Here is a 4,343-nt window from a genome sequence, read left to right as displayed (position 1 = left end):
CAGAACGCGGCCGATGACAAGTCCGTGATCAAAACCTGGTCACGTGCTTCCACCATCCTGCCGATGATGATCGGCCACACCATTGCCGTCCACAACGGCAAGGCCCACGTTCCCGTCTACGTGACGGAGCAAATGGTGGGCCACAAGCTCGGGGAATTTGCGCCCACGCGCAACTTCCGCGGCCACATCAAGGACAAGAAAGGAGGCCGCTGAGGACATGGCTAACACCACATCCACCACTGCCCAGGCCCACGGCCGTTTCGTTCGGGGCTCTGCTTCGAAGGTGCGCCGGGTGCTCGATCAGATCCGCGGTCGTAGCTATCGCGATGCGCTGATCATGCTCGAGTTCATGCCCTACCGCTCCACTGGCCCGATCACCAAGGTGCTGCGCAGTGCGGTGGCCAACGCCGAGCACAACCTGGGTCTCGATCCCTCTTCTCTCGTGATCTCCTCCGCCACGGCGGACATGGGTCCGGTGATGAAGCGTTTTCGCCCCCGCGCCCAGGGTCGCGCCTACGCGATCCAGAAAAAGACCTGCCACATCAGCATTGCTGTGGCTCCTGCCGCCTGACCCCCGAGGACACCGACCGATGGGACACAAGATCCATCCAACCGGCCTGCGCCTGGGGATCACCCAGGAGCACCGGTCCCGCTGGTACGCCCCCAGCAAGACCTACCCGACGCTTCTTCAGGAAGACGATCGGATCCGCAAGTTCATCCACAAGAAGTACGGCGCCGCTGGCATCAGCGACGTGGTGATCGCCCGCAAGGCTGATCAGCTCGAAGTGGAACTGAAAACCGCCCGCCCCGGCGTGCTCGTTGGCCGTCAGGGCAGCGGCATCGAGGAGCTGCGCAGCGGCATCCAGAAGACCATTGGTGATTCCGCCCGTCAGGTGCGGATCAACGTGGTGGAAGTGGAGCGCGTCGACGCCGACGCTTACCTGCTGGCCGAATACATCGCTCAGCAGCTGGAGAAGCGCGTGGCCTTCCGCCGCGTGATGCGCATGGCCATCCAGCGTGCTCAGCGCGCCGGTGTTCTTGGCCTCAAGCTTCAGGTGAGCGGCCGCCTCAACGGCGCCGAGATCGCCCGTACCGAATGGACCCGCGAAGGTCGCGTGCCTCTGCACACCCTGCGCGCCGACATTGATTACGCCACCAAGGTGGCCACCACCACCTATGGGGTGCTGGGAATCAAGGTGTGGGTGTTCAAGGGCGAAGTGCTGCCCGGCAATAAGGACAAGGTGCCCGTGGGTGCTGCGCCGAAGCGCCGCGCAAGCCGCCGGCCCCAACAGTTCGAAGACCGTTCGAACGAAGAGTGATCAGGAGGCCTGAACCATGCTGAGTCCAAGACGCGTCAAATTCCGTAAGCAGCAGCGCGGCCGCATGCGCGGTGTCGCCACCCGTGGCAACACCATCGCCTTCGGTGAGTTCGCTCTGCAGGCCCAAGAGTGTGGGTGGATCACCTCCCGCCAGATTGAGGCCAGCCGCCGTGCCATGACCCGCTACGTCAAGCGGGGCGGAAAGATCTGGATCCGGATCTTCCCCGACAAGCCGGTGACCATGCGCCCCGCTGAAACCCGGATGGGTTCCGGTAAGGGCAACCCCGAGTTCTGGGTGGCCGTGATCAAGCCCGGTCGCATCCTGTTCGAGATGGGCGGTGCCGACATCACCCCCGAGATCGCCAAGGAAGCCATGCGCCTGGCGCAGTACAAGCTGCCCGTGAAGACCAAGTTCCTGTCCCTGGCGGATCAGGAAGCTGCCCAGGCTGCCGCGGCGGCCACCACCGTGGAGTCCTGACCATGGCCCGTCCCGACATCGCCGAGGTGCGCAAGCTTTCCGACGGCGACATCACCACCCAGATCGACGACACCCGTCGCGAGCTGTTCACCCTTCGCTTCGAGCAGGCCACCCGCCGGCTTGAGCAACCGCACCGCTTCAAGGCCGCCCGCATCAAGCTGGCCCAGCTGCTGACGGTGCAAACGGAGCGCCAGCGCTCCGCCGCTTCCTGATCCCCTAAGTAACCGTTATGGCAACCAAGGAAAGGGTCGGCACCGTCGTCAGCGACAAGATGGACAAAACCGTGGTGGTGGCGGTGGAAAACCGCTTCCCTCACCCCATCTATCAAAAGACGGTGAGCCGCACCAAGCGCTACAAAGCGCACGACGAGGAGAACGCCTGCAAGGTGGGTGACCGCGTCCGCATCACCGAAACCCGTCCCCTCAGCCGCACCAAGCGCTGGGCCGTGGCCGAGGTGCTGACCAATAGCAGCGCCAGCTGAGGAGACCTCCCGATGATTCAACAGGAAACATTCCTCAACGTCGCTGACAACAGCGGCGCCAAGCGAATCCAGTGCATCCGTGTGCTGGGCACCAACCGTCGCTACGCCCACGTGGGCGATGTGATCGTGGCCGCCGTCAAAGACGCCATGCCCAACATGGGCGTCAAGAAGTCGGATGTGGTCAAGGCTGTGGTGGTGCGCACCAGGGCCACGCTGCGTCGCGTCAACGGCAATTCGATCCGTTTTGACGACAACGCTGCCGTGATCCTCGGCAACGACAACAACCCCAAGGGCACCCGCGTCTTCGGTCCCGTGGCGCGTGAACTGCGCGACCGCAACTTCACCAAGATCGTGTCCCTCGCTCCGGAGGTGATCTGAGATGGCGACTGCCACCCCTAAAGCCAAGCCCCAGGTGCGCACCAAGATGCGCATCAAGAAGGGCGACACCGTGCAGGTGATCAGCGGCAAGGACAAGGGCAAGACCGGTGAGGTTCTGCGCACCCTTCCCTATGAGAACCGCGTGGTGGTGCAGGGCGTGAACCTGCGCACCCGCCATGTCAAGCCCACCCAAGAGGGCGAGACAGGCCGCATCGTCACCGAGGAAGCTTCCCTGCATGCTTCCAACGTGATGCTGTATTCCACCGACAAAAAGGTGGCGAGCCGCGTGGAAATCGTGGTGGAAAAAGACGGCACCAAGAAGCGCCGCCTCAAGAAAACCGGCGAGATCATCGACTGATCTTCCTCTCTATCAACCTTGTCCGCCTTCTGACCAAGCCCAGAAGCGCAACCCCTGTCCCCCGTCATGTCCCTTAAACAGAACTATCGGGAGAAGATCCAGCCCAAGCTGCTGAAGGATCTCAATCTCTCGAACGTCCACGAAGTCCCCAAGGTGGTGAAAGTCACCGTGAACCGGGGCCTCGGCGAAGCCGCTCAGAATGCCAAGGCCCTCGAGGCCTCCATCGAGGAGCTGGCCACGATCACCGGTCAGAAGGTGATGGTGACCCGCGCCAAGAAAGCCATCGCCGGCTTCAAGATCCGTCAGGGCATGCCGATCGGTGTGGCCGTCACCCTGCGTGGCGACCGCATGTATGCGTTCCTCGAGCGTCTGATCCACCTGGCCTTGCCCCGCATCCGCGACTTCCGCGGTGTGAGCGACAAGAGCTTTGACGGTCGGGGCAATTACACCCTTGGGGTGAAGGAGCAGATCATCTTCCCTGAGATCTCCTTCGACAAGATCGATGCCATCCGGGGCATGGACATCACCATCGTGACCACTGCCCGTAACGACGAAGAGGGCCGGGCCCTCCTCCGCGAGATGGGAATGCCGTTCCGCAGTAACTGAGCCCTCTTCGGACCCGACCATGGCCAATCACGACCCGATTTCCGACATGCTCACCCGCATTCGTAATGCGAGTGAGAAACGTCACCAATCCACCAAGGTGCCTGCATCCCGCATGGCACGCAGCATCGCCAAGGTGCTGCAGCAGGAGGGTTTCATCGCTGAGATCTCTGAAGAGGGTGAAGGCGTTGAGAAGCACCTCGTGCTCGAACTCAAGTACAGCGGCAAGCACCGTCAGCCGCTGATCCGTACCGTGCAGCGCGTCAGCAAGCCCGGCCTGCGGATCTACAAGAACACCCGCCAGCTGCCCAAGGTGCTGGGCGGTCTTGGCGTGGCCATCATCTCCACCTCCAAAGGTGTGATGAGCGACCGCGATGCCCGCAAGCAGGGCGTCGGCGGCGAAGTGCTCGCTTACGTCTACTGATCAGGGAGGTTGATCCATGTCTCGTATTGGTAAAGCGCCGATTCCCGTGCCGGGCGGCGTCACCGTCACCCTCAGCGGCCTCGACGTCAAGGTCAAAGGCCCCAAAGGTGAATTGAGCCGCACCCTCCCCGACGGTGTGACCATCGCCCAGGACGGCAGCACCCTCGTGGTGTCGCCTGCCAGCGACAACCGCCGCTCCCGCGAGCGCCACGGCCTCTGCCGCACCCTCGTCGCCAACATGGTGGAAGGGGTGAGCCAGGGTTATACCCGCAAGCTCGAGATCGTTGGCGTGGGCTACCGCG

General features: G+C 62.9%; 11 protein-coding genes. All 11 read left to right on the top strand.

The genetic code is table 11. From position 1 onward, the window contains the following. Positions 1-213: 30S ribosomal protein S19 (gene rpsS / locus ACIQ2E_RS15260; RefSeq protein WP_398332360.1), on the top strand; the 213-nt coding region annotated here is incomplete at its 5' end. Between the two features lie 4 nt (positions 214-217). Beyond that, positions 218-571, top strand: coding sequence for a 50S ribosomal protein L22 (gene rplV / locus ACIQ2E_RS15255; protein WP_398332358.1), 354 nt, complete (start codon positions 218-220; stop codon positions 569-571). A gap of 19 nt (positions 572-590) precedes the next feature. Next, positions 591-1,319, top strand: a complete 729-nt coding sequence (gene rpsC, locus ACIQ2E_RS15250; RefSeq protein WP_296365560.1) for a 30S ribosomal protein S3 — start codon at positions 591-593, stop codon at positions 1,317-1,319. A gap of 16 nt (positions 1,320-1,335) precedes the next feature. Further along, positions 1,336-1,797, top strand: a complete 462-nt coding sequence (gene rplP / locus ACIQ2E_RS15245; protein ID WP_296443252.1) for a 50S ribosomal protein L16 — start codon at positions 1,336-1,338, stop codon at positions 1,795-1,797. A 2-nt stretch (positions 1,798-1,799) separates the two neighbouring features. Beyond that, positions 1,800-2,009, top strand: coding sequence for a 50S ribosomal protein L29 (gene rpmC / locus ACIQ2E_RS15240; protein WP_010311657.1), 210 nt, complete (start codon positions 1,800-1,802; stop codon positions 2,007-2,009). Between the two features lie 17 nt (positions 2,010-2,026). Further along, entirely contained in the window at positions 2,027-2,278 is a 252-nt protein-coding gene (gene rpsQ / locus ACIQ2E_RS15235; RefSeq protein WP_296443254.1) for a 30S ribosomal protein S17, read from the top strand. Positions 2,279-2,290: 12 nt separating this feature from the next. Next, complete coding sequence (gene rplN / locus ACIQ2E_RS15230; protein ID WP_398332354.1) at positions 2,291-2,656, top strand: 50S ribosomal protein L14; 366 nt, start codon at positions 2,291-2,293, stop codon at positions 2,654-2,656. Between the two features lies 1 nt (position 2,657). After that, complete coding sequence (gene rplX, locus ACIQ2E_RS15225) at positions 2,658-3,014, top strand: 50S ribosomal protein L24 (protein ID WP_296453844.1); 357 nt, start codon at positions 2,658-2,660, stop codon at positions 3,012-3,014. Between the two features lie 66 nt (positions 3,015-3,080). Further along, the gene (gene rplE, locus ACIQ2E_RS15220; protein WP_398332352.1) at positions 3,081-3,620 is read left to right on the top strand and encodes a 50S ribosomal protein L5; all 540 of its coding nucleotides are present in this window, start codon (positions 3,081-3,083) and stop codon (positions 3,618-3,620) included. Positions 3,621-3,639: 19 nt separating this feature from the next. After that, positions 3,640-4,041, top strand: coding sequence for a 30S ribosomal protein S8 (rpsH, locus tag ACIQ2E_RS15215; protein ID WP_010311648.1), 402 nt, complete (start codon positions 3,640-3,642; stop codon positions 4,039-4,041). Between the two features lie 16 nt (positions 4,042-4,057). After that, positions 4,058-4,343, top strand: a 286-nt coding sequence (locus ACIQ2E_RS15210; RefSeq protein ID WP_398332349.1) for a 50S ribosomal protein L6, incomplete at its 3' end; no start/stop codon positions are given.

The organism is Vulcanococcus sp. (assembly GCF_044369115.1).
Lineage (GTDB): Bacteria > Cyanobacteriota > Cyanobacteriia > PCC-6307 > Cyanobiaceae > Vulcanococcus.
The sequence above is the reverse complement of the archived record's forward strand: the minus strand, read 5'-3'. Positions and strand labels throughout refer to the sequence as shown.